The organism is Allobosea sp. TBD101 (genome assembly GCF_059817965.1).
Window position 1 is genome coordinate 407,891 of record NZ_CM187543.1, and the last position, 18,234, is coordinate 426,124.

General features: G+C 65.0%; 13 protein-coding genes and 4 pseudogenes. 14 read left to right on the plus strand and 3 right to left on the minus strand.

Annotated elements, in window-relative coordinates:
- The first annotated feature begins 35 nt into the window (after positions 1 to 35).
- The 6 genes from AC6RIC_RS02015 to AC6RIC_RS02040 all read left to right on the plus strand — a co-directional run bounded on the left by AC6RIC_RS02015 (position 36) and on the right by AC6RIC_RS02040 (position 7,323).
- Complete coding sequence (locus AC6RIC_RS02015) at positions 36 to 1,928, plus strand: heavy metal translocating P-type ATPase (RefSeq protein ID WP_091862362.1); 1,893 nt, start codon at positions 36 to 38, stop codon at positions 1,926 to 1,928.
- Positions 1,929 to 2,010: 82 nt separating this feature from the next.
- Positions 2,011 to 3,132: an alpha/beta fold hydrolase gene (locus AC6RIC_RS02020; RefSeq protein ID WP_091862357.1), complete on the plus strand. Its 1,122-nt coding sequence runs from the start codon at positions 2,011 to 2,013 to the stop codon at positions 3,130 to 3,132.
- Positions 3,133 to 3,141: 9 nt separating this feature from the next.
- Positions 3,142 to 4,089 carry a bifunctional enoyl-CoA hydratase/phosphate acetyltransferase gene (locus AC6RIC_RS02025; protein WP_499734896.1) on the plus strand — a complete coding sequence of 316 codons (948 nt, stop codon included), beginning with the start codon at positions 3,142 to 3,144 and terminating at the stop codon, positions 4,087 to 4,089.
- The gene (locus tag AC6RIC_RS02030; protein WP_091862349.1) at positions 4,086 to 5,201 is read left to right on the plus strand and encodes an acetate/propionate family kinase; all 1,116 of its coding nucleotides are present in this window, start codon (positions 4,086 to 4,088) and stop codon (positions 5,199 to 5,201) included. Before AC6RIC_RS02025 ends, AC6RIC_RS02030 begins: the two co-directional genes overlap by 4 nt.
- 371 nt (positions 5,202 to 5,572) lie before the next feature.
- Positions 5,573 to 6,199 (plus strand): tyrosine-type recombinase/integrase, encoded by a 627-nt coding sequence (locus AC6RIC_RS02035; protein ID WP_091862347.1) that lies wholly within the window; start codon positions 5,573 to 5,575, stop codon positions 6,197 to 6,199.
- Positions 6,200 to 6,507: 308 nt separating this feature from the next.
- Positions 6,508 to 7,323 carry a transglutaminase-like domain-containing protein gene (locus AC6RIC_RS02040; protein WP_091862342.1) on the plus strand — a complete coding sequence of 272 codons (816 nt, stop codon included), beginning with the start codon at positions 6,508 to 6,510 and terminating at the stop codon, positions 7,321 to 7,323.
- A gap of 33 nt (positions 7,324 to 7,356) precedes the next feature.
- Here the strand turns inward: AC6RIC_RS02040 and AC6RIC_RS02045 are convergent, their stop codons facing one another.
- Entirely contained in the window at positions 7,357 to 7,488 is a 132-nt protein-coding gene (locus AC6RIC_RS02045; RefSeq protein ID WP_280140841.1) for a hypothetical protein, read from the minus strand.
- 95 nt (positions 7,489 to 7,583) lie between these two features.
- On the opposite strand from AC6RIC_RS02045, the pseudogene AC6RIC_RS02050 reads away from it, so the two are divergent.
- A pseudogene (locus AC6RIC_RS02050) lies at positions 7,584 to 8,458 on the plus strand (IS3 family transposase); the annotation flags it as partial.
- Positions 8,459 to 8,465: 7 nt separating this feature from the next.
- Here the strand turns inward: AC6RIC_RS02050 and AC6RIC_RS02055 are convergent.
- Positions 8,466 to 9,870 (minus strand): annotated as a pseudogene (locus AC6RIC_RS02055) (IS30 family transposase).
- 49 nt (positions 9,871 to 9,919) lie between these two features.
- Between AC6RIC_RS02055 and AC6RIC_RS02060 the strand changes: the two are divergent.
- The 7 genes and pseudogenes from AC6RIC_RS02060 to AC6RIC_RS02090 all read left to right on the plus strand — a co-directional run.
- A pseudogene (locus AC6RIC_RS02060) lies at positions 9,920 to 10,195 on the plus strand (IS3 family transposase); the annotation flags it as partial.
- 209 nt (positions 10,196 to 10,404) lie between these two features.
- Positions 10,405 to 11,409: a membrane dipeptidase gene (locus AC6RIC_RS02065; protein ID WP_113586954.1), complete on the plus strand. Its 1,005-nt coding sequence runs from the start codon at positions 10,405 to 10,407 to the stop codon at positions 11,407 to 11,409.
- Positions 11,410 to 11,432: 23 nt separating this feature from the next.
- A complete protein-coding gene (locus tag AC6RIC_RS02070; RefSeq protein WP_162766410.1) occupies positions 11,433 to 12,377 on the plus strand; it encodes a LysR family transcriptional regulator in 945 nt (314 codons plus the stop codon).
- Entirely contained in the window at positions 12,361 to 13,836 is a 1,476-nt protein-coding gene (locus AC6RIC_RS02075; protein WP_499734897.1) for a DUF3100 domain-containing protein, read from the plus strand. Before AC6RIC_RS02070 ends, AC6RIC_RS02075 begins: the two co-directional genes overlap by 17 nt.
- Positions 13,837 to 13,969: 133 nt before the next feature.
- A complete protein-coding gene (locus tag AC6RIC_RS02080) occupies positions 13,970 to 15,382 on the plus strand; it encodes an FAD-binding oxidoreductase (RefSeq protein ID WP_499734898.1) in 1,413 nt (470 codons plus the stop codon).
- Between the two features lie 49 nt (positions 15,383 to 15,431).
- Positions 15,432 to 16,250, plus strand: a complete 819-nt coding sequence (locus AC6RIC_RS02085) for an SDR family oxidoreductase (protein ID WP_162766409.1) — start codon at positions 15,432 to 15,434, stop codon at positions 16,248 to 16,250.
- Positions 16,251 to 16,305: 55 nt separating this feature from the next.
- On the plus strand, positions 16,306 to 16,629 hold the full coding sequence (locus tag AC6RIC_RS02090; RefSeq protein ID WP_499734899.1) for a nuclear transport factor 2 family protein: 324 nt from the start codon (positions 16,306 to 16,308) through the stop codon (positions 16,627 to 16,629).
- 443 nt (positions 16,630 to 17,072) lie between these two features.
- Here the strand turns inward: AC6RIC_RS02090 and AC6RIC_RS02095 are convergent.
- Positions 17,073 to 18,041: pseudogene (locus tag AC6RIC_RS02095) on the minus strand (IS91 family transposase); the annotation flags it as partial.
- Positions 18,042 to 18,234 lie beyond the last annotated feature (193 nt).

The following is an 18,234-nucleotide window of genomic DNA, read 5'->3' on the forward strand; positions in this document are numbered from 1 at the left end:
GGGGATTGGAGAGAGGCAAGGCCGGAGCGGTACCGATGCGTGAGATGGTCATCCATCTGAACCTGTTCGCCATCGCGCTAGCCGGCGCCATCGCCGGATTTTTCGCTAGCCGCTTCGGAGGACTCTGGACGCCGGATCAGATCTGGACGGCAGCCACCATCCCGGTTGCGGTGGCGCTCGCCGTCTCGATGCTGCGGGACATGCTGGCGGGCCGATTTGGCGTCGATGCGATCGCGCTCGTAGCGATGCTCGCGTCGATCGCCATGGGAGAACCGCTCGCCGGCGTGGTCGTCGCGATGATGTATTCCGGCGGCAACCTGCTGGAGGACTATGCGCGCGGCAAGGCTGAACGCGAGCTCCGCTCGCTGCGGGACCGGACGCCGCGCATCGCTCACCGTCAGGAGGCCGGCGGCCTCGTCGACATCGCCGCCGGGGACGTGGCGGCCGGCGACGAACTGCTGGTCCGCGCCGGCGAATTGCTGCCGGTCGATGGCGAACTGCTCGATGTCCGGGCCCAGCTCGACGAATCCGCCGTCACCGGCGAGCCTCTGCCGGAGACGAAGACGCGGGGCGCCGCGCTGCGCAGCGGTACGGTCAATGCCGGTGAAGCGTTCCGTTACCGTGCATCGGCCGCGGCGCATGAGAGCACCTATGCCGGCATCATCCGGATGGTGGAAGCGGCGCAGACCGCCAAGGCTCCCTTCATCCGCATGGCTGACCGCTTCGCGCTGCTACTGCTACCGGCGACGCTGATCGTCGCCGGCCTCGCATGGTGGCTGTCGGGCGATCCGATCCGCGCGCTCGCGGTGCTCGTCGTCGCCACGCCATGCCCATTGATCCTCGCCGCGCCAGTTGCCTTCATCGGCGGTGTCTCGCGTGCTGCGCGCTCCGGCATCCTGATGAAGGGCAGCTCGGCCATCGAGGCGCTGGGCCAGGTCCGCACGGCGATCTTCGACAAGACCGGCACCCTGACCGAGGGCGGCGCCCGGCTGATCGCGCTCGACACGGCACCGGGCGTCGAGGCGGGCGATATCCTGCGCCTCGTCGCCTCGCTCGAGCAAGCCTCGCACCATGTTCTCGCCGAGACCCTGGTCGCGCTGGCGCGCCAGAAGGCCTTGCCCCTGTCGGCACCCACTGCCGTTCGGGAGTACCGCGGCTCCGGCCTGGAAGGCGTCGTGGAGGGGCGGCATGTCCGCGCGGGATCGCGCCGCCTTGTGCTGGGCTATGGGCCGCTTCCTCCCTGGGCGACATCGGCCGGGACGAGCGGAGACATGGCGGCGGCGCTCGCTGTCTTCATCGCGGTCGAGGGCCAACCGGTCGCCTTCCTGGCCATGGCGGACGCAGTGCGCCCTGACGCCGCCGCAACCTTGCAGCGCCTACACGCGGCAGGGGTGAGCCGCATCCTGATGGTGACAGGGGACGATGCCGGCACGGCGAAGGCGGTCGCCGCCCAGCTCGCCATAAACGAAGTCCGGGCTGATTGCAGCCCGGCGGACAAGGTCGCCGCCGTCGCGGCCGAACAGGCGCGGCAGCCGACCGTTATGATCGGGGACGGCCTCAACGACGCTCCGGCGCTGGCGGCTGCCAATGTCGGCGTGGCGATGGGCGCGAGAGGAGCGACCGCCTCCTCCGAAGCCGCCGATGTGGTGATCCTCGTCGACCGGATCGACCGCGTTGCGGAAGCGGTCTCGATCGCGCAGCGGACGCGGGCGATCGCGCTGCAGAGCATCGTCGTCGGCCTCGGCCTGTCCGGGATCGCGATGGTCTTCGCCGCCTTCGGCTACATCCCGCCTGTCGCCGGCGCCTTCCTGCAACAGGGCATCGACATCGCCGTCATCATCAACGCCTTGCGTACATTGGTCGGGCCGTTGCAGCCGGGCCGCCCCGGTGTGGCCGCCCGGACGCCGCGCATCGCTGGCGAGGTTTGACCTGTCGCAAGGCTGTCGCGTTTGCCTCTATCAGGTTGCCTGTCTACCCTTCGGGGCCAATCGATGAGCGAGTGTTTCGACCATGGCGACCAGCCGCAACGCGACGAAGGCAGCGAGCCAGCCGAAGAGCCGCTCCGCCGCGCTCAGCCTACCCTGGTTCTGGCCGGTCGATGCCGCGCTGCGCCTGACCGAGCGCAATCTCGATTTCCTATCCGAGGCCGTGAAGATCACCCGCCCGCCGCCGCCGGACTGGGCCACGCCCAACACGGTGCGGCTCGACCTGCCGACCATGCGCCTGCGCGAATTCGGCAAGGTAGTGGCCGGCAGCATTCCCGTCCTGGTCGACGCACCCTATGCCGGCCACGGGGCCACCATTGCCGATTACGACAAGGGACAGAGCCTCGTCGAGGTGCTGCTGGCGAACGGCGTCGACCGTGTCCTCGTTACGGACTGGAAGCCGGCGACGCAGGAGATGCGGTATTTCAGCATCGACACCTATCTGGCTGAACTGAACGCTGCGATCGACGATCTCGGCGGCGAGGTGCACCTGGTCGGGCTCTGTCAGGGCGGCTGGCTGAGTGCGATGCTGGCCGCGCGCTTCCCGCACAAGGTGAAGTCGCTGGTGCTGGCGGGCTCGCCGATCGATGCCGACGCGGGCAACGGCCCGATCAAGCAGATGGCGCAGACCATGCCGCTGAAGAGCTATCGCGACATGGTCAAGCTTGGACGCGGCCTGATGCCGGGGCGCTTCATGCTCGCCGGCTGGAAGAACATGCATCCCGAGGAGCACTACGTCGATAAGTTCGTCCGGCTCTACCAGAACCTCGCCGACAGGAACTATCTCGACCGGACCGAGACCTTCGCCGCCTGGTACGAGAACCCGCTCGACCTGCCCGGCGTCTACTATCTTCAGGCCATCGAGCAGATCTTCAAGGAGAACCGCTTCGCCAAGGGCGCGTTCGTCGGCCTCGGTCGGCGCCTCAGCCTGAAGGACGTGACCTGCCCGGTCTATCTGCTGGCCGGCGCTGAGGACGACATCACCACCAGCGAGCAGGTCTTCGCAGCGGAGGACCTCGTCGGCACGCCGAAGAGAAAGATCGAGAAGAAGCTGGTGCCCGGCGGCCATATCGGCCTGTTCATGGGTCGCAAGACGCTGGGCGAGACATGGCCCGGCATCGCCCGCTGGCTTGTTGCGCAAAGCTAGAGAGGCGCCATGACGACGCTGACCTCCTCCGAGTACTTCCGGCTCGCGCTCGGCCGTTGCGAGGCTCTTCCGGCCGTGCGGACCGGGGTGGTACATCCCGTCAAGGCCAATGTGATCGAGGCGGTGGCCGATGCCGTCAGCGAGCAGCTGATTGCGCCTGTCCTGATCGGCCCGGCCGGCCGCATTCACGCTGCCGCACGGGAGGCCGGCATCGACATCTCGCCCTGGGAGATCGTCGATGCCGAGCACAGCCACGAAGCCGCGGCGAAGGCGGTCTCGCTGGCCGCCGCCGGCGAGCTTGATGCGTTGATGAAGGGCTCGCTCCATTCCGACGAGCTTCTGGGCGCGGTCGTCCGGGCCGATTCCGGATTGCGGACCGAGCGGCGCATCTCGCACGCCTTCGTGATGCATATCGAGAGCTATCCCAAGCCCTTCATCATCACCGACGCCGCGGTCAACATCGCGCCTAACCTGATGACGAAGGCCGATATCGTCCAGAATGCCGTCAATCTCTGGCATGTCGCGCTGAACGGCATCGACGAGTTGCCGAACGTCGCGGTGCTCGCCGCCGTCGAGACCGTTAATCCTCATATGGCGGCAACGCTCGACGCCGCTGCTCTCTCGAAGATGGCCGATCGCGGCCAGATCACCGGAGCCATCGTCGATGGGCCGCTTGCCTTCGACAATGCGATCAGCGCCGCAGCAGCGAAGGAGAAGGGCATCGCCTCAGCCGTAGCCGGCCATGCCGATATCCTCCTTGTGCCCGAGATCGAGGCCGGCAACATGCTGGCGAAGCAACTCACCTTCCTGAGCGGTGCCGACGCTGCGGGCATCGTGCTCGGTGCGCGCGTGCCGATCATCCTGACGAGCCGCGCCGATAATCTGCGCGCGCGCCTGCTCTCTTGTGGGCTGGCCGTTCTCCTGGCGGAAGCGCGCCGCACGGGGCGGATCAAGTGATCGACACCGTCCTCGTCCTCAATGCCGGCTCGTCCAGCCTCAAGTTCCAGGTCTTTCGCGTCGGTGATCTCGACGTTCTGGCGCGCGGCAAGGCCGTGCGCCTTGGCGAGCCCGAGCCTGCCATGGACGCGAGCCTCGCGGACGGCACCCGGGAGCGCATCGCGCTGCCGCCGGCCTGCGATCACGATACCGCTCTCGCGGCCGTCCTCGCCTTCGTCGACCGCCACGACGATGCTTGGCGGATGAAGGCGGTGGTTCATCGCATCGTCCATGGCGGCGAACGCTTTGTCGACGCTGTCGTGGTCACACCCGAGGTTTTTGCGGCGCTAGAGGCGCTTTCGCCGCTCGCGCCGCTGCACCAGCCCCATAACCTGGCCGCGGTGACCGCTGCCCGGCGCCTGATGGGCGACGTCCCGAACATCGCCTGTTTCGACACAGCCTTTCACGCCCGGCACGATGCGCTGACCCATAACTTCGCACTCGGGCAGGATCTGCGCGACAGGGGCATCCGCCGCTATGGCTTCCACGGCCTGTCCTATCAATGGCTGGAGATGGTGCTGGCGGAGCAGCATCCGCATCTCCATGCGGGCCGTGTCGTGGCGGCCCATCTCGGTAATGGCGCGAGCCTGTGCGCCATCCAGGGCGGGCGCAGCATCGACACGACCATGGGAATGACGACCCTCGATGGCCTGCCAATGGGGACGCGCTGCGGCGCGCTTGATGCCGGGGCGGTGCTCTACATGTTCCAGAGCCTGGGGATGAACGCGCAGGAGGTCTCGGACGCGCTCTATGAACGCTCGGGTCTGCTCGGGTTGTCGGGCCTTTCCAACGACGTCGAGACGCTGCTGAAAAGCGACGACCCGCGCGCCCGCTTCGCTCTCGACTATTTCGCGCTCAAGGTCGCGCAGTTCGCTGCATTCATGGCCGCCGCCATCGGTGGGATCGACGCGCTCGTCTTCACTGGCGGCATCGGCGAGCACGCAGCTCCGGTGCGCGATGCGATCGTCGAACGCCTCCGCTTTCTCGGCGCATTCGAAGTCATCGTGATCAAGGCGAACGAAGAGCGTGTGATGGCGCTGCAAGCGCGCGCATGTCTCGCCGGAGAGGGATAGAGACAATAGCTCTTACAGCCGCGTGACGCACTCCGCATGGGGCAGCGAGCGAATTCACCCGCTCAGTCGACATGCAGATCGCAATACGTCGCTTCTTGAGCAATGGCGACTACACAGGCTGATCGACAGCGGGGCGTGTCATCGAAAACGTCCATTGCCGGCTGTGGTCATTGCAAAACTGAAGTTGGCTCATATCGAGAGAGGACAGGTGACCTTCCGGGCGCGCCAATGTCTGTTTCTCGAAGGCCGCCCAACGTCCGCAACTGGCGCAGGGCGCGCTCCTCGCCGCGGTTTTGGCCAAGAGGCGTGAGAGGGCCATCCGTCTTTGATAGAATTTTGGTGGATGCGGCATCCCAAGAAGGGGATCTGCCATGGATATCCAAGCGCAGAACCAACTACCCCATCAGGCCTGGAACCTCGGGCGCATCATCGGGCCGAAACCACCTCTGAAGCCAAAGCACATCTGGGCGTTGCGGACGCGGCTTCAGCATGAAGGGCGAACTCGCGATCTCGCCATGTTCAATCTAGCAATCGACAGCAAGCTGCGGGGTTGCGATCTCGTTCGCCTTCGGGTCGGAGATGTCGTCCTCGGAGGCACTGTTCGCCTCCGAACCGCGATCGTTCAACAGAAGACCGGGCGGCCGGTACCATTCGAACTGACGGACTCAGCCCGGGAAGCGCTTGCCGCCTGGCTTAGAAAGCGAGGTTCGCGTGAGGACGACTGGCTCTTCCCGAGCCGCAGCCGGCCTGGCGATCACATCACAACGCGCCAATACGGCCGCCTTCTGGACTACTGGGTCGCCCTGATCGGATTGAACCCAGCGCTCTACGGAACGCACAGTCTCCGGCGCACGAAGGTCGCGCTGATCTATAAGCGCACCGGCAATCTGCGCGCCTGCCAGCTTCTTCTCGGTCACACGAAGCTGGAAAGCACCGTGCGCTACCTCGGCATCGAGGTTGACGATGCGCTTCTCCTTTCGGAGCAAACAGACCTATGAGCTGTGGCACGGCGGGCTCCCGCCGTGCCAGTCCCGCCGTTCGGCCCACAGAAAACTTGGGTCGGAAGCGTTCGTTCCCCATACTATCGGGAAATGTCCGGTTCCGGCGCGGTCCAATCTTCCGTCACAGCGCAGAACCGAGATGCACGGGTCAATGGCCGCCCTAATGCGCGCCAGCGCTGCGCGGCTACAGATTTGACGTGTCTAATCGGGTCGATGGCGCATGTCTGCGATTGCGCGCATAGTGCTCACTGGCATGAGGGGGAACTCATCATCACCGACGCGGCTCGCCGCGCAGAAGGCATCGCGTGAAACTCCGGATCGGCTACGAGCTCGACTACGACTTTCCACAACCTACCCCGTTGATCTTGATGCTGAACGTGCATTTCAGCCGGTTCTCGGATCTAGAGACGCCCGACTACATGCGAATTGAGCCATCGGTACCGATCAGCGCTTACCGCGACGGTTTCGGCAACTGGTGTAGCCGGTTGCTCGCACCGGCAGGCGCAATGCGCATCACCGCCGACGCCCTGATTTCCGACAGCGGTCTGCCCGAGACCACGAACTTGAGCGCCGGGCAGGTTTCAGTCGACCTCCTGCCGGAGGAGACCATCGTCTTCCTCTTGGCAAGCCGCTTCTGCGATAGCGACCGCCTGCTCGATCTGGCCTGGCAGCTTTTTGGGCATACGCCACCCGGCGCACCACGCGTGCAGGCGATCTGCGATTTCGTGCACCAGCGCATCGCCTTCGACTATAATGATGCCAGCGTGACGCGCACAGCCACAGAGGCGTATCGCGAAGGTCGCGGCGTGTGCCGCGACTATGCCCACCTGGCGATCGCCTTCTGCCGGGCACTGAACATCCCGGCGCGCTATTGCACCTGCTATCTGGGCGATGTCGGCACGCCACCACCTTGGCCACCGGGCGATTTCGCCGCATCCTTCGAGGCTTACCTCGAGGGCGGCTGGCAGATGTTCGACCCTCGCAACAACGTGCCGCGCATCGGCCGCGTGTTGATCGCGCGTGGCCGCGACGCAGCCGACGTCGCCATCGCCACGACCTTCGGCCCCAACACGTTGAAGGGCTTCAGGGTCTGGACAGACGAGGTCGCCGCGGCTGGGTGATAACGGCTCGCGCTCGATAATCCTTGAGGGGAATTATTTCTTCTTCGGCGCTGTTGCCTTGATAGCCGCCGCCGCTAGGGTCGACGGCGCGGCGGCGATCACCTTCGGCTTTTCCTTTTTGGGCTTCTTCGCTTCGCGATTACCGCGCTGTTCGCCTTTGGCCATTTTAGTCTCCTGTCATGACGAAGAGCGGGCTGCTTGGCCTGCTGCCGGTTTCGTGGACACCGAGATTGGGTGTTTCATGAAACCGGAGGTGGCGTATGCGGCGACGACAGTTTGGGCGTGAGTTCAAGATCGAGGCGGTCCGCCTGATCAAGGATCGCGGAGTGAGTGTGGCGCAGGCGTCTCGGGACCTGGATGTCCATGAGAACCAGTTGCGCAAATGGGTGAAGCTCTTTTCTGCCGATCCAGCGCAAGCCTTTCCCGGCCACGGCCAGATGAAGCCGGAGCAGCTTGAGATCGAGAAGCTGCGGCGCGAGGTGGCCAAGCTCAAGGCGGAGCGCGATATCCTAAAAAAGGCCGCAGCCTACTTCGCGAAGGACGTGACATGAGGTTCACGTTCATTGCGAAGCACCGGGGGATCTGGCCGGTGGCATGGCTTTGCGAAGCGCTGGATGTGTCGCGCTCAGGCTTCCAGGCCTGGCTCAACCGATCACCGAGCCGTCGAGCACGCGACGACGAGGAGATCGGCAACAGGGTCCGGGCAAGCTTCCTTGGTTCGGATCGAACCTATGGTGCCAGGCGTGTCTGGCGGGACGTGCTGGCGGTAGGTATCGATTGCGGCCTGCATCGCATCGAGAGGCTGATGCGTGCCCAAGCTTTGCGTGCCAGGCCGCGTCGGCGCAGCCTGCCCAAGGACGGTGGCCAGCGATCGGCCATCGCGCCGAATTGGCTCGGCCGGGAGTTCCATGCCGAGCGTCCGAACCAGCGCTGGATCGCCGACTTCACCTATATCTGGACCGCGGAGGGTTGGCTTTACGTTGCCGCCGTCATCGACCTCTTCTCCCGCCGTGTGGTGGGCTGGTCGATGAAGCCCGATATGACCGCCGAGCTCGTGACCGATGCGCTGATGATGGCGATCTGGCGCAGAGGAAAGCCAGATGCCCTACTGCACCATTCGGACCAGGGCAGCCAGGGCGGATTCAACCGGTCGTCGCAACACCGGCATCATAAATGCTGAGCGAGGAACTGATCGAGCACTTCGATCGGTGTTTTCCATCCGAGCGTTTTTCGGGGCCGGGTGTTCATAGCGTAAGCGACGGCAGCCAGCTCCCCGGTTGAGTGCCGGCTGAGATCGGTCCCTTTCGGGAAGTACTGCCTCAGAAGGCCGTTGGTGTTTTCGTTCGAGCCGCGCTGCCACGGACTTTGCGGATCGCAAAAGTAGACTTCCAGCCCGGTCTCGATGCGGAGCCGTGCATGCTGAGCCATCTCGGCTCCCTGGTCCCAGGTTAGCGATTGACGGAGCGTCGCGGGCAGTTCGCTCATGGATTGCACGATCGCCGTCCGGACGGCTTCAGCACCATGTCCGGCAAGCGGTGGGCCATTTTTGACCCGCTGTCCCCGCTGATACCCTTCTTGGCGCGGCAGGTGCAGCAGCATCGTGAAGCGCGAGCTGCGTTCGACGAGAGTTCCGATCGCTGAGCTGTGCAGGCCGAGGATGAGATCGCCTTCCCAATGGCCGGGGATCGCCCGGTCTTCGACCGCCGGTGGCCGTTCACTGATCATGATGGCATCGCCCACAAAGGCCTTTCCACGGCCGCGGGTCCGCTCACGCGGAACACGCAGAGCTCGACCCGAGCGCAAGCAAGCCGTCAGCTCCCGACGCAATGCACCGCGACCCTGGATATACAGGGACTGGTAGATCGCCTCGTGGCTGATGCGCATGCTGGCGTCTTCCGGGTAATCGATCTGAAGTCGGTGGGCGATCTGCTCGGGGCTCCAAGCGGTCGACCAGCGCCGGCTCTGCCGGAGTACGGCGCGACGCTTCTTCCATACCACCTTGGGGCCAGCGAAGCCGGCGCCATCGACGTTCGTCACCTGTCCCGAGAGATGCCGCTCGACATAGGCGCGTAGAGCCGGGCTGCTGGCCAGCTTGCTCGGGCGCGGCCGCAGTGCCGCGCGGTCGGCATGCCACTGTGCAGCGATGGCGCGATAATCAAGCTTGCCACCGCGCGTGGCAGCGTTACGGCGCACCTCCCGTGAGATCGTGCTGGGCGAGCGCCCCAGCTTCCGTGCGACCGCGCGGATCGCTGTTCCCCTGGCCAGCTCGATCGCTATCTCCTCACGTTCGCCGAACGACAGGTATCTTCCCGTCGGCGCTGGCGCCGAAGGGGCAAGGTGGGTTGGTGGCATCCCTCCCGAACTCCGAAACCAGCGCGGCCCCAACGGCACCGAAATGCCGGCGTCGGCGGCCGCCTGCTCGCTTGTACGTCCGCGCGCAACAGCCTGCCAGAAGCGGCAATAATGCTCACGCTGCCAAGCAGGTGGCCTCCCAGGCGTACTCAACTTCCGTCGTGTGCATCGATCCGATGCTCGTCGACCAGCCATCGTCACAACCTCCAATTTCTGGGTGTTGCGACGACCGGTTGAATCCGCCCAGTATGCCAGCGAGCAGTTCCAGAAGCTCATGGCTGACAACGGCGTCACCTGCTCGATGAGCCGCTCTGGCAATGTCTGGGACAACGCCGCGATGGAGAGCTTCTTCTCGTCGCTGAAGACCGAGCGGATCAGAGGCAGGGTGTACCGGACACTTAACGAGGCTCGTGCCGATGTGTTCGATTACATCGAGCGCTTCTACAATGCCGTTCGCAGGCACTCGACCATCGGCTACATCAGCCCGGTCGAGTTCGAGAAGAAGGTCGGGTTAGCTTAACTGAGCGTCCACGAAACCGGCAGCAGGCCACGACGGAGACCTTTCCGAAGTGGGAGGTGGGATGGTAGCTCTGGGCGTCAGGCACTCTTAGATTTGGAAGCAGGACAGCCCACGCGTTCGATTTTTATCGACACCAACCGTCGCGGTTCTGCAATTTTCTCTCCCTCCCGACTGTGTTTCGCTCCCCGCCGGATCATAGGGAGCCAGACATGAACACAGCACTGTCCGATCATGCCCGGGAGCTGCAGAAGCGCGCTTTCGTTTGCGATCTCACCGTGCCCTGGCATGAAGAATTCCTGGCGCAGGATGCCGATCTGCATGCGGTTCTCGCGCGCTTTCGAGCGGCTGGCGTCGACATGCTGTCGATGACCGTCGCAGCGGTCGACAATGCACAGGAAAGCTTTCGGCTCATCGCCAAGCGCCGCCGCGAACTGCTGTCGCGCCCCGATCGCTACCGCCTCTGCTATTCCGTCGAGGACATCGAGGCCGCGCGCGCCGGCGACCTGATGGCCATCGTCTTCCATTTTCAGGGCACCCATCCGTTCGAGCGCAACCTCGATCTGATCGAGCCATTCTATCGGCTCGGCATCCGTCAGGCGCTCCTCGCCTATAACGAGCGAACCTTCGTCGGCGACGGTTGCCATGAGCCCGAGAACGCCGGCTTGAGCAAGTTCGGGCGACTCGTGATCGGCGAGATGAACCGGGTCGGCATGCTGATCGACTGCACGCACACCGGAATCCGGACCTCGCTCGAAGCGATCGAACTGTCATCGGCTCCGGTCGTCTTCTCGCATGCGAATCCACGCGCCCTGTTCGACCATGAGCGCAACATCACGGACGAGCAAATCAAGGCCTGCGCGGCGAGCGGCGGTGTCGTTGGGATCAATGGTGTCGGCCTCTTCAACGGCGCGGATGCGGAGACGATGGTCGAGCGGATGACGGACGCGATGATCCATGTCGCACAGCTCGTTGGCGTCGAGCATGTCGCGCTCGGCTCCGACTTCATGTTCGTCGAGGGAAGTGCCTATCGCTGGTACTATGACCGCGCCTACATGTACCCGAAGGGCTATTCCGCGCCGCCCTGGCTGTTCGTGCAGCCGGAACAGCTTCCGCACATCACGGATCGCCTGATCGCGAGAGGCCTGTCCGATCCGGAAATCGAGGGCATATTGGGGCTCAACTATCTGCGAGTCGCGCGCTCCGTCTGGCGGTGAGCGCCCATGTGTCGGAGCGGCGGGTGAGCGAAGACAAGTTTCTCCGGCTCGACGAGCGATCCCTGCAGTATTTTCTGGCGGTCTATGCCGAAGGCTCGCTGCGGGCCGCCTCGGAAAAGCTCCGGCTCACGCCCTCGGCCATCGGGCGGAAGGTGCTCGACCTCGAATACCGCGTCGGCACGCCCCTGTTCGAACGCACGGCCAAGGGGTCTCAGCCGACCGCTGCCGCGCATCTGCTGGCGGGGCATCTGCGCGACCGCAACCGCCGTGACCATCTTCTCCTCGAGCGCATCGCGGAATTGCAGGGGCTTGAACGCGGCGAGGTCGCGATCTCCACCGGTGAAGGCTTTGCCTACGACATGATGCACAGCGTGCTCGCCGATTTCGCGCGCGAGCATCCCGGCATCGCGATTCGCCTTACCGTCGGTGCGACCAACGAGATCCTTGACGACTTGGCGCGCGACCGGGCCGACATCGCCATGGCATTCAACGCGCCGCGGCATCTGGCGCTGGAGGTCGCCGTGGAGGCCGAGGACCGGCTGCTTGCGGTCGTTCATCCGCGGCACCCTTTGGCGGAGGCCGGCGAGGCCTGGCTACGCGACATCGCGCAATATCCTGTCGCCCTGCATTCGCGACATTCCGGCATCCGCAATCTCGTCGAACGCATCGAGCGCGAGGATGGCATCTCCTTACAGGTCCGGTTCGAGACCAACTCCCTGCAATTGCTGACGATGCATGTCGAGGGTACCACCGGCATGACGCTGCTGCCGCGCTCGGCCGTGTCGCGCCTTGCGGAAAGCGGGACGGTGCGGCTCGTCGCCCTACTGGACCCTGCAATCACGGCGGCGCGCAACCAGCTCTTGCTGAGGAAAGGGCGGATCCATTCCCCTGCGACGATGCTGCTCGTCGAACGCGCCCGAGAGCGGATGACGTCTTTCTCGGATTCTGCGAGTGTTCGCAAAAAGTAGACGCACAGTAGCGCCCTTTAGACTTTTTGCGGCAAACCCGCCGAGAGACAAAGGCCGATCCGCAGAGATCGGCGCCCCGGTGCTGGTTGCGGCAACAGCCGCTGTGACGGCGCGCAAAAGGGGGGGAAGCGTGGTGAGTGGGCAAGCTCTTCCGGATCATTCGCAACGGTCTTCGGGCGTCTTAGGCGCTGGGCAGCTTTTCAGCGTCCTTGCCATCGTTTTCGGTGCAGTTGCGCTGTCGGAGCTGATCGGGAACGTCTCGATCCCGCTCGGCTTCACCAAGGTCGTGCTTTTTCCCTTTCTCTGGGCGCTGCTGTTCTGCGCCGCCATCAGCGTGCTGCAGCGCCGGCTCGACACCTTGCGCGCTCGCTCGGTGGCGATGCAGACCCTGTCGGGCCATTTCGTGCAGGTCGCCATCCTGCTCTTCGTGGCGAAGCTCGGCTTCATCGTCGGCGAAAACCTGCGGCTCATCATCGATGCCGGCTGGATCCTTGTCCTGCAGGAGATCGGGAACTTCGTCGGAACGATGTTGCTGGCCATGCCGGTCGCGCTCCTGCTCGGAATCAAGCGAGAGGCCGTCGGCGCGACCTTCTCGATCGGGCGGGAGAACGGCATCGCGATCATCTCCGAGCGCTATGGCATGGGCTCGCCCGAAGGGCGCGGCGTCCTGGCCGAGTACATCACCGGCTCGGTTCTCGGCGCGGTCTTCATGGCCCTGCTGGCGGCAGCGATCGCCCAACTCGGCTGGTTCAGCCCGCAGGCTCTCGGCATGGCGGCGGGTATCGGCTCGGGCAGCATGACGGCTGCTGCGGTCGGCGCACTCGGCAGTCAGTTTCCCCAAGCCGCATCCGAGATCGCCGCGCTGGCCGCGGCCAGCAATCTGATCACGACGGTCGTCGGGACCTATATCATCCTGTTCGTCTCACTGCCCTTCGCCAACTGGCTTTATCGCAAGCTGGAGCCGGCGATCGGGGGCGCGGCGCGAGCAATCGCGCCGGAGGATCTCGACCGGCCGGCCGAGGTGGAGACCGGCCTTCCCGCGACGCTGGCCGCTCTCGGTGCCAGCGCCGCGATGGCGCTGGTCGGCAATCGCATCGCGACCGGCACCGCCATCGCCGACGCGCTTCCCGGCATGCTGATCCTGCTTGGCGCGACTGTGGTCGGCATGGCGATCGGGCACCTGACACGACGCTTCGGATTGCCGAACCTGCTCTGGATCTCGCTGATCGGCATGATCCTGGGCGCGACGTTCTCGCCCTTCGCGGCAAGCCTGAACCCGCTGGTCGCGAAACTGGGACTGCTGCCGCTCGTGACGCCGGTCCTGGCCTTTGCCGGCCTCGCGCTGGCGAAGGACCTGCCGCTCCTGCGCGCGCTAGGTTGGCGCATCATCGTCGTCTCGCTGCTGGCCAATGCCGGCGCCTTCCTCGCGGGAGCGACGATCGCCGAGCTTGCGCGCTAGCGGGCTTGGCGCGCGAAAACGGCAGCCCGGCAGCCGGCAGCGCAGTCGGGTTGCGCGGAAGGTCCCGTTCAACTCCAATGCCTCGGGCATGGACTGCGACATGGCCGCTGACTGACGATGATCGAGGGTGCAGATGAAGCTTGCCGCACGAGATTTTCCCGAGTCTCCGCCGAAGGAGGCCATCGAGCTGGTCATCGCGGCCCTGGCCGATCGCTTCGGCGATCAGGTCACGCGAAACGCCGTCATCCGCCGGCAGCATGCGAATGCAACCTCGTGGCACCCTCTCGAAGTGCCGGATGCCGTCTTCTTCGCGCGTTCGACTGAGGATGTGGTCGCTGTCGTGAAGCTCTGCGCGGACCACAGGGTGCCGATCATCCCTTACGGAACCGGCACCTCGCTGGAAGCCGGTGTCAACGCGCCCTTCGGCGGCATTTCGCTGGACCTGGGCCAGATGAACGCCGTCCTCGCCGTCCATGAGGAGGACATGGACTGCGTCGTTCAGGCGGGCGTGACACGCAAGGCGCTCAATGCGCATCTGCGCGCCACCGGGCTGCATTTTCCGATCGACCCCGGTGCCGACGCCTCGCTCGGCGGCATGGCCTCGACCCGCGCCTCCGGCACGACCGCCGTCCGCTACGGCACCATGAAGGACAACATCCTCGGCATGACGGTCGTGATGCCCGACGGCACCATCTGCAGGACCGGCACACGCGCCCGCAAATCCTCGGCCGGCTACGACATGACGCGCCTGTTCATCGGGGCGGAGGGCACGCTCGGCGTCATCACGGAACTGACGGTCAGGCTGCATGGCATTCCGCCAGCGGTGATCGCAGCGGTCTGTGCCTTCCCCGACCTCGGCGCAGCCTGCAATACGGTCATCGCCAGCATTCGCTACGGCCTGCAACCCGGTCGCATCGAACTGGCGGATGCCTTGCAGATCCGCGCCTGCAACGCCTATTCGAAGCTCACCATGGCGGAGATGCCGACCCTGTTCGTGGAGTTTTCCGGCCTCGAGGCCGCTGTGAGCGAGCAGGTCGAGCTCTTCGGCAAGATCGCGGAGGAGTTCGGCTGCCTATCCTACGAACAGGCCGCGACGGCGGAGGAGCGGAACGCACTCTGGACCGCACGGCACGACGTCTATTGGGCCTGCCTCCAGCTTCGGCCTGGTTCGAAATTCATCGCGACCGATGTCTGCGTGCCGATCTCGCGGCTCGCCGACTGCATGACCGAGACCCATGCGGATATCGAGTGCAGTGGCCTGGTCGCTCCGATCGTGGGCCATGTCGGCGACGGCAATTTCCATGTCTCGATCATGGCGATGACCGAGGATGCCGAGGAAATGGCGCGGACGAAGGCCTTTATCGATCGGCTCAACCATCGCGCGATCGCGATGGACGGGACCTGCACCGGGGAGCACGGCATCGGCGAGGGCAAGCGCAGCTTCCTCCGGGACGAGCTGGGCGTGACCGTCGACTACATGCGGCGTCTGAAGGCGACGTTGGACCCTCACGACATCATGAATCCGGGCAAGGTCTTCGAGGCTTGAGAGCGGTTCGAGGGATCCCGATGCAAACAGGCGCCTAGAGGGAATGTCGATGTCCGATAGAATTGATCATCGTTCGATCATGTCCTGTCGCCGGGGTGATAGTGCGGCGATCGTCGTGACAGGCGCTGCCGGCGGCATCGGCGGCGGCATCGTGCGGCACCTGCTCGCCGATGGCTGGCATGTGGTGGCGACCGACCTCAGCGCCGATGCTCTGGAGACATTGCGAGACGGCGGGCAAGACGCCGCACTCTCGCTCGCGCCGCTGGATGTCTCAGATTCGGCTGCGGTCAGTGCACTTGCCGCGGACCTGAATGCCCGCGGCGTCGGGATCGCCGGCCTGGTCAATGCCGCCGGCCTGCTCCAGGATATCACGCCATTCATGGCCATGGACGAGGCGGCGCATCGCAGAATCTGGGACGTGAACTATTTCGGTGCGCTGGCCTGCATGCGCACGTTCGGCGCCAGCATCATGACGGGCGGCGGCGGTTCGATCGTGAACATCACCTCGATCAACGAGAGCCGGCCCTTGCCGCTGCATGCCTATGCGCCGACGAAGGTCGCACTCGGCTCTCTGACGACTCTGACGGCGGGCGAATTCGGCCGGACCGGGCTGCGCGTCAATGCGGTAGCCCCTGGCTTCACCCTGACGCCGATCATGCGCGCCAAGATCGAAGGCGGACTACGCGACGATTCTGCGATCAAGCAGGCGACTGCCATGGGCCGGCTCGTCGAGATCGAGGAGATTGCTGCGGTCGTCGGCTTCCTGATGTCGGATGCCGCCAGCGCGGTCTCGGGCGCCTCGATCCCGGTCGATGCAGGATGGCTGGCGACGTCCCATTGGATGAATTTCGGCTCCGCCCTCGCATAGGCCAATCATGACATTGCCCGCCATCGTTCAGCGCTATCTCGCATCCTACAATGCCATGGACGTCGCTTCCCTCGTCGAATGCGTCAGCGATTCCGTGGTTTTCGAGCATGTTTCGAATGCCGGCAGTTCCATCAAGATCGAAGGCCGGGCGGCCTTCGCAGGGCTTGCCGACCAGGCGGCGGCCCTGTTCGTCAGGCGTAGGCAGATTGTCAGGACCGCGCTCGTCGACGGCGACAAGGTTGCGCTGGAGATTGTCTGGACCGGTATGCCAACCGTGGATTTCGGCCAGATGAAAGCCGGAGTGGAAACAACTCTGCGCGGAGCTTCCTTCTTCACGATTAAGGAGGGCAAGCTCGCCGAAATCGTCGACATCAGCTGAAGCACGCTTCGTGCGCGCGAATTGATCTGATGTTGGCTGCACCACCCGGATGGCCTTTCGTACAACGACGATAAGGCTGCTAGAGTCCGCTTTCCGGCTATCGGCCAATGTCGGCTTGTGTGAAGGGTTTCGGATGCCGGCCCGTGCGAGCGGGTTCGGACCGGGCTGAGGGCCGGCGTCCGAAAGCCTCCAGGGGAGGAAGCCGCGGCCCGAGGCCGTGGGCTATGGGGATTTCGCGGCGCCGCCTGGTCTGCGGGTTAGTGCGAGGCGCGGGTCGGCGGCGCAATGCTCCAACCGGGATGCCCGGAAGCCTGAAGTTTGGTGCGTCTGGGCGGGATCCGCGATCGCAGCAAGGTCCATTTCCGCGATCGGGCCGAACGGGATCGGCCGCTCTCTGGCCGAGATCGGCGCGGGTCTGTCCGGGTATCGCAAGGGCTTCATCGTCATGAGGTATCGATCCTGACGGCGAGGATGGTGCGCGGGGCCGAGCCCGGCGCGAAGCGCTCGACGAGGATCATGCGACCGCCGCAGCAGGGGCAAGGTGGCCTCCGCTCATCGACCGGATCGGATCGTTCGGCCGAGATCTCTGCTTCACGATCTGCCGTCGTCGTGGCCGGCGTTGCCGCTGCGATGATCTGCCTGATGCGGGCGATGGTCTCGGCGCGGCGGCTGGAGGCGAGCAGGCCGTAGTGGCGGATGCGGTGGAAGCCGTCGGGCAGGACGTGGAGCAGGAAGCGGCGGATGAACTCGGGGGCCGTCAGCGTCATGGTCTTGCGCCAGATCTTCCCGGACGAGCGGGCGCGATAGTCCTTCCAGCGGAACGTGACTCCGTGCCGGTCCATGGCGACGAGGCGGCTGTTGGCGATGGCGACGCGGTGGGTGTAGCGGGCGAGATAGGCCAGCACGGCCTCGGGGCCACCAAAGGGTCGCTTGGCGTAGACGACCCAGTCGGCCCGGCGCAGCGGCGCCAGCAAGGCGGCGAAGGCATCGGCCTCAGTCAGATCGGCGAGATCGCCATGGAAGGCGAGCCGCCCGGCCGCGTGCAGGGCGGCGAGCCCTTCGAGGAAGAGCCTGCGGAACAGGCGCGAGAGCACGCGCACGGGCAGGAAGAAGCCTGGCCGGCATGAGATCCAGCGCGCGCCATCCGGCGAGAGGCCGCCGCCGGGCGCAATGATATGGAGATGGGGATGATGCGTCATCGCCGATCCCCAGGTGTGCAACACGCTAGTGAAGCCGATACGGGCGCCGAGATGCTTCGGGTCGCCGGCGATCGTGGCGAGCGTCTCGGCTGCGGCCCTGAACAGCAGGCCGTAGAGCTCGGCCTTGTTCTGGAAGGCGATCGCTGCGAGTGGCGCCGGCAGGGTGAAGACGAGATGATAGTAGGGCACGGGTAGCAGATCGGCTTGCCGGCGAGGATCAATCGGCCAAATCCGAAATGCCCTCGCGTCCCTCTTGAGACCGACTTTTTCAACGACATCGGCGCGTCGTTATCGCGTAGCTGACCGCTACTAACTGCTGCCGAGTTGCGACGCGTGGCCAACGTCCAGTTGGCGATCTCGCCGGACACCATGGCTGAGCAGCTCCGCCGCGCGGCCGAGTCCAAGA

What these genes read in the sequence shown, in the direction of transcription:
- AC6RIC_RS02045 (WP_280140841.1), bottom strand. Translation starts at nt 7,488, where the DNA reads ATGGCCAAAGGCGAACAGCGCGGTAATCGCGAAGCGAAGAAGCCCAAA.
- AC6RIC_RS02080 (WP_499734898.1), top strand. Translation starts at nt 13,970, where the DNA reads ATGAAGCTTGCCGCACGAGATTTTCCCGAGTCTCCGCCGAAGGAGGCC.
- AC6RIC_RS02025 (WP_499734896.1), top strand. Translation starts at nt 3,142, where the DNA reads ATGACGACGCTGACCTCCTCCGAGTACTTCCGGCTCGCGCTCGGCCGT.
- AC6RIC_RS02090 (WP_499734899.1), top strand. Translation starts at nt 16,306, where the DNA reads ATGGACGTCGCTTCCCTCGTCGAATGCGTCAGCGATTCCGTGGTTTTC.
- AC6RIC_RS02035 (WP_091862347.1), top strand. Translation starts at nt 5,573, where the DNA reads ATGGATATCCAAGCGCAGAACCAACTACCCCATCAGGCCTGGAACCTC.
- AC6RIC_RS02085 (WP_162766409.1), top strand. Translation starts at nt 15,432, where the DNA reads ATGTCCGATAGAATTGATCATCGTTCGATCATGTCCTGTCGCCGGGGT.
- AC6RIC_RS02015 (WP_091862362.1), top strand. Translation starts at nt 36, where the DNA reads ATGCGTGAGATGGTCATCCATCTGAACCTGTTCGCCATCGCGCTAGCC.
- AC6RIC_RS02020 (WP_091862357.1), top strand. Translation starts at nt 2,011, where the DNA reads ATGGCGACCAGCCGCAACGCGACGAAGGCAGCGAGCCAGCCGAAGAGC.
- AC6RIC_RS02065 (WP_113586954.1), top strand. Translation starts at nt 10,405, where the DNA reads ATGAACACAGCACTGTCCGATCATGCCCGGGAGCTGCAGAAGCGCGCT.